This window comes from Streptomyces sodiiphilus (genome assembly GCF_039529215.1).
In the GTDB taxonomy this organism is placed as follows: Bacteria; Actinomycetota; Actinomycetes; order Streptomycetales; family Streptomycetaceae; genus Streptomyces; species Streptomyces sodiiphilus.
On record NZ_BAAAMJ010000003.1, the window covers coordinates 1 to 5,103 of the forward strand.

At 72.4% G+C, this 5,103-nt stretch carries 6 protein-coding genes and 1 pseudogene; 2 read left to right on the forward strand and 5 right to left on the reverse strand.

The window, feature by feature from the left end; all coding sequences use genetic code 11:
* Positions 1–124 precede the first annotated feature (124 nt).
* A complete protein-coding gene (locus tag ABD299_RS01330; protein ID WP_344258085.1) occupies positions 125–877 on the forward strand; it encodes an SDR family oxidoreductase in 753 nt (250 codons plus the stop codon).
* Between the two features lie 34 nt (positions 878–911).
* Here the strand turns inward: ABD299_RS01330 and ABD299_RS01335 are convergent, their stop codons facing one another.
* Positions 912–1,472 carry a heme-binding beta-barrel domain-containing protein gene (locus ABD299_RS01335; protein WP_344258087.1) on the reverse strand — a complete coding sequence of 187 codons (561 nt, stop codon included), beginning with the start codon at positions 1,470–1,472 and terminating at the stop codon, positions 912–914.
* 459 nt (positions 1,473–1,931) lie between these two features.
* On the opposite strand from ABD299_RS01335, the gene ABD299_RS01340 reads away from it, so the two are divergent.
* Positions 1,932–2,294, forward strand: a complete 363-nt coding sequence (locus tag ABD299_RS01340) for a DsrE family protein (protein WP_344258090.1) — start codon at positions 1,932–1,934, stop codon at positions 2,292–2,294.
* 134 nt (positions 2,295–2,428) lie between these two features.
* Here the strand turns inward: ABD299_RS01340 and ABD299_RS01345 are convergent, their stop codons facing one another.
* The 4 genes and pseudogenes from ABD299_RS01345 to ABD299_RS01360 form a co-directional block, all read right to left on the reverse strand.
* Complete coding sequence (locus tag ABD299_RS01345; protein WP_344258092.1) at positions 2,429–2,716, reverse strand: DUF1416 domain-containing protein; 288 nt, start codon at positions 2,714–2,716, stop codon at positions 2,429–2,431.
* A 36-nt stretch (positions 2,717–2,752) separates the two neighbouring features.
* Positions 2,753–3,592, reverse strand: coding sequence for a sulfurtransferase (locus ABD299_RS01350; RefSeq protein ID WP_344258094.1), 840 nt, complete (start codon positions 3,590–3,592; stop codon positions 2,753–2,755).
* Positions 3,593–4,025: 433 nt separating this feature from the next.
* Positions 4,026–4,727 (reverse strand): LmeA family phospholipid-binding protein, encoded by a 702-nt coding sequence (locus ABD299_RS01355; protein WP_344258095.1) that lies wholly within the window; start codon positions 4,725–4,727, stop codon positions 4,026–4,028.
* 104 nt (positions 4,728–4,831) lie between these two features.
* Positions 4,832–5,103 (reverse strand): annotated as a pseudogene (locus ABD299_RS01360) (hypothetical protein); the annotation flags it as partial.

The following is a 5,103-nucleotide window of genomic DNA, read 5'->3' on the forward strand; positions in this document are numbered from 1 at the left end:
CCGGCCCTGCCAGGGCGCCCGCCCGGGGCGGCGGCACACCGGGGTGGGGGCGGGGCTGGGCGGGCGGGGGCGGGAGGTGCATGATCGGGTTGATCACCACTCGCGTCGGCGGAAGGAAATTGCCGTGGATCTGGGACTGTCAGGGCGGGTCTACATCGTCACCGGGGGCAGCAAGGGACTGGGGTTCGCCACTGCGGCGGCGCTGACGGCGGACGGGGCGCGGGTGGTGCTGGCCTCCCGCGGCGCCGGCGGCGTGGCGGCGGCGGTGGAGCGGCTGGGCGGCCCGTCGGTGGCCGTCGGGATCGCGGCGGACCTCGCCGACCCCGCGACCCCCGGGCTGCTGGCCGCCACCGCGCGGGACAGCTTCGGGCGGCTGGACGGCGCCCTGGTCTCGGTGGGCGGCCCGCCCCCGGGCACCGCTGCGGGGGTCGGTGACGAGCAGTGGCGCGAGGCGTTCGAGAGTGTCTTCCTCGGTGCGGTCCGGGCGGTGCGGGTCTTCGCCGGGGAGCTTCCCGACGGCGGTGCGATCGGCATGGTGCTGTCGTCCTCGGTGCGCTCGCCGATCACCGGGCTGGGCATCTCCAACGGGCTGCGGCCCGGGCTGGCCATGGTGGCCAAGGACATGGCGGACGAGTTCGGGCCGCGCGGGGTGCGGATCGTCGGCCTGCTGCCGGGCCGGGTCTCCACCGACCGGATGCGGCAGCTGGACGCGGCGAACCCGGCCGCGCGCGAGCAGGCGCTGGCCGGGATCCCGCTGGGCCGCTACGGCGAGCCGGAGGAGTTCGGCAAGGTCGCGGCGTTCCTGCTGTCGCCGGCCGCCGGATACGTCACGGGTTCGCTGGTGGCCGTGGACGGGGGCGCGCTGCGCGCCCTGTGAGCGGCAGCACGGGTGGTGCGGCCGGCCCCGGGGGTCAGCGGAAGAAGGCGATGCCGTCGTCCGGGAGGTCCTTGAGGTCGGCGACCCACTCCTTGGGGTCGACCACCTTCTTCAGGTGGGCCGACATGTAGGGCCGCAGCGGGACCTGGGGGGTGGACTTCTCGCCGACCCACATCAGGTCGCTGTTGACGTAGCCGTAGAGGCGCTTGCCTCCCGAGTACGGGCCGGCCGAGGCGGTGCGGGCGACGGCGTCGGTGACCAGGTCGATCTGCGGCTTGCCCTCGGCCAGTTCGCCGTACCAGATCTCCACCACACCTCGGTCGCGGACCATGACGGCCTCGACCTTGCGCTCCTTGACCCGCCAGTAGCCGCGCTCGGACTCCAGCGGCCGGACCCGCTTGCCCTCGTCGTCCAGCTGCCAGGTGCGCGAGGTGTACTCCAGGAAGTCCCTGCCGTCGTGCGCGAAGACGGCCTCCTGGCCGAAGTTGCACTTCTCCTCACCGGGGAAGTCCGCCACTCCGGCGCCCTGCCAGGTGCCGAGGAGGAAGACCAGGGGTACCAGGTCCGGGTGGAGGTCCGACGGGATCTCGATCATGGAAAGTTAGCCGGTCTTTCGGTGGGGAACACAAGGAGAGGTCGTCAGCGCTGGCCCTGGTAGAGCTTCTTCACCACCAGGCCGGTGAAGGCGGCGGTGCCGACGCCGACCAGAATCATCAGGGTAATGAAAAATGCCTCAAGCACGGGAGCGCTCCTTGAGCGGCAGGGACGGTAGCGGCCGGGGCCGAGTCTAGTCGGCCCCGGTTCGGGCAGCGATGTGAGGTAGGCCGCCCGGTTCCCGGCCGTCCCGGCGGGGAACCGGCGGAGGTGTGATCACCGTTACTGAACGCGAAATCCGATCCCTGCGTCTAACCGCGTGGAAAGGGTGTGATCATGAGTTGTCCGAACTGTGGTGGAGCAATGCGCCAGGGGCCTTCCGGCGACTGGCTCTGCGCCAACTGCGGCGCGTCCAGGTGACCGGAAGCGGGTCCTGCGGCCGCCCGGCTACGGTGGTCCCATGGCTCAGAAGCTGGTGATCAAGGTGACGGCGGGGGCCGATGCCCCCGAGCGGTGTTCCCAGGCCTTCACGGTCGCGGCGGTCGCCGCCGCGAGCGGCGTGGAGGTGTCCCTGTGGCTCACCGGGGAATCGGCGTGGTTCGCGCTTCCCGGGAAGGCGGCGGAGTTCACCCTGCCGCACGCCGCACCGCTGCCGGAGCTGATGGAAGCCGTGTCGGCTTCCGGCGGTATCACCTTGTGCTCGCAGTGCGCGGCACGCCGGAGCATCGGCGAGGAGGATGTCCTCGACGGTGTGCGGATCGCGGGCGCCCAGGTCTTCGTGAGCGAGATCATGGCCGACGGCACACAGGCACTCGTCTACTGAACGGGAGCGCGGCGGACGGGGGGAAGCACCGCCGCCGGACGGGGCACGAGCCCCGGTGAACGACCGGCCTCGCCCCCGGACCCCCCGCACGAGGGGTCCGGGGGCGAGGCTGTGCCGTGGGCCGGCCGTGCGCCTCAGACCGCGATGGTGACCTCGGACAGGCCGCCGCGCCGGGCGACCACCTTCCGGTCCGCGGTGCCGCCCGGGACCAGGGCGCGCAGCGTCCAGGTGCCCTCGGCGGCGTAGAAGCGGAACTGGCCGGTCGCGGAGGTGGGGACCTCCGCGGTGAACTCACCGGTGCTGTCCAGCAGCCGGACGTAGCCGGTCACCGGCTCGCCGCCGCGGGTCACCGACCCCTGGATGGTGGTCTCGCCGGGCTTGGCGGTGGCGGCGTCCGGGCCGCCGGGCTGTGCTCCGCACATGGGGATCTCCTCGTGTCGGTGGGCTGGGGGCCGGGACTACTTGGCCGGGCCGGTCTCGACGGGGACGCCGACGAGCGAGCCGTACTCCGTCCAGGAGCCGTCGTAGTTCTTGACGTTCTGCTGGCCGAGGAGCTCGTGCAGCACGAACCAGGTGTGCGCGGAGCGCTCACCGATGCGGCAGTAGGCGATGGTGTCCTTGCCCAGGTCCACGCCCTCCTGCTGGTACAGCTCGGTCAGCTCGTCGTCGGAGCGGAACGTGCCGTCGTCGTTGGCCGCCTTGGACCAGGGGATGTTGCGGGCGCTGGGCACGTGGCCGGCCACCTGCGACTGCTCCTGCGGGAGGTGGGCGGGAGCCAGCAGCTTGCCGGTGAACTCGTCGGGGGAGCGCACGTCCACCAGGTTGAGCTTGCCGATCGCGGCCACCACGTCGTCGCGGAAGGCCCGGATGGAGGTGTCCTGCGGCTGGGCGCGGTACTCGGTGGCCTCGCGCTGCGGCACCTCGCTCACCAGCTCGCGGGCGTCGAGCTCCCACTTCTTGCGGCCGCCGTCCAGCAGCCGGACGTCGTTGTGGCCGTAGAGCTTGAAGTACCAGTAGGCGTAGGCCGCGAACCAGTTGTTGTTGCCGCCGTAGAGGACCACGGTGTGGTCGTTGGCGATGCCCCGCTCGGACAGCAGCTTCTCGAAGCCGGCCTGGTCGACGAAGTCGCGGCGGACCGGGTCCTGCAGGTCCTGCTTCCAGTCGATGCGGACGGCGTTGCGGATGTGGTTCTTCTCGTAGGCCGAGGTGTCCTCGTCGACCTCCACGATCACGACCTGCGGGTCGTCGATGTGGCCCTGGACCCAGTCGGCGTCGACGAGGACGTCACTGCGGCTCATGCTGTTCTCCTTCACGGTGGTGGGCATCGTTCTGCGGGCGTCTTGCGGGCGGGGCGGGACGGCAGCGCACACGGCTGCGGCGCGGTTCGCTGCGCGCGGAGCGGAGAGGGGGCGCCGTCAGGCGGCGGGGCGACAGAGCATGGCGGCGACACGGCACAGATCGACTGCCCGTCGCTTGGTGAGGCCCCCGTGCGGAGAACCGGCCGCCTGTCGCATCATGCCGCGATCGTACGGAGGGAGCGGCGGTGCTGTCACCGGCATTCCGCCATCCGGGACGGAGGAGTCCACATGTCGGGACGTGAGGGCCCTCGGAAGGGCTCGGCGGGCTCCGTGCGGCGCGGGGGCGCCGCACGGAGTGTGCGGATGGAAGGCGGTGTCTCGCCCACTGGACGGGCGGCGTGGTTCGCTCCGGGGCGGTCCGGCCGGCCGGGCCTCAGCCGGTCAGTGAGACGCCGGAGCCGGTGACGCCCAGCCGGACGCCGTCCTCGCCGGCCGACACGTCCTTCAGTTCCAGTCCGGAGGGGAGCCCGGTCAGCTCGCGGTCGATGTCGAGCATCCGGTTGAGGTACTCCTCGATGTCCACGCCCGGCACCGAGGGCAGCTCGGGCAGCTCGATGACGCGCACCTGGAGGGTGTTGCCCTCCAGGGTGAGGTCCGCGGGAACGCTGCGCTCCAGGGAGATCCCGGCCACGCTGATCCGCAGGGTGACGTCGATCCGGCCGTCGCCCCCGTAGGCGATGCCGGTGACGCGGTCGTCATTGATGATCTTCGTGGCCTCGGAGTAGTCCAGTACCGCTCCGCCGCCGACCTCCCTCGCGACCGCCCGGGAGTAGCCGTCCCCCAGGTCCACGTCGCGCAGGTCCAGGGCGAACTCGCGGACGGTCGCGGTCTCCCCGTCCACGGTCAGGCGGTAGTCCTCCAGACGCAGCTCGACGTGGTCCAGCGAGCCGCCGGCCAGCTGGGTGAGGAAGGGGAAACCGTTGACGGACACCTCGGGCTCGCGCTCCAGCCCCAGACCGCTGCGCGCCTTGGAGGCCACCTCGCCCTCCGCGAGGCGCACCGCCACCCGGTCGGCCGCCACGAACAGGCCCCCCAGGACGATGAGCAGGATCAGTCCTATTCGCAGTGCGCGCATCGGGTTCGGTCCCCCTGGTGTCGTCGGTTCGGGCGAGCCTAACCCGGCCGCCCGCTTCCGGGCGGCGGCGGCCGGGGCCTCGCAGCAGGGCCGTTACACGCCGCTCACCCGGCGAAGCGGGCCACCACGTACACCGCGGGAGCCGCGGCGGTCAGCGGCAGCGCGACGCCCGCGGTGAAGTGCACGAACCGGGAGGGGAAGTCGTAGGCGGCGGTGCGCAGCCCGATCAGCGCGCAGCCGCCCGCGAGTACGCCCAGCAGCGCCGCCTGACCCGTCTCCAGACCGGCCGCCTGACCGGCCGCGGTGCCGGCCCCGGCCGCCGCCAGCCAGGCGGCCGCCGGCGAGAGCCAGGGGACGGGCAGCAGCGCGCGGACCA

What these genes read in the sequence shown, in the direction of transcription:
- ABD299_RS01335 (WP_344258087.1), bottom strand. Translation starts at nt 1,472, where the DNA reads ATGATCGAGATCCCGTCGGACCTCCACCCGGACCTGGTACCCCTGGTC.
- ABD299_RS01340 (WP_344258090.1), top strand. Translation starts at nt 1,932, where the DNA reads ATGGCTCAGAAGCTGGTGATCAAGGTGACGGCGGGGGCCGATGCCCCC.
- ABD299_RS01345 (WP_344258092.1), bottom strand. Translation starts at nt 2,716, where the DNA reads ATGTGCGGAGCACAGCCCGGCGGCCCGGACGCCGCCACCGCCAAGCCC.
- ABD299_RS01350 (WP_344258094.1), bottom strand. Translation starts at nt 3,592, where the DNA reads ATGAGCCGCAGTGACGTCCTCGTCGACGCCGACTGGGTCCAGGGCCAC.
- ABD299_RS01355 (WP_344258095.1), bottom strand. Translation starts at nt 4,727, where the DNA reads ATGCGCGCACTGCGAATAGGACTGATCCTGCTCATCGTCCTGGGGGGC.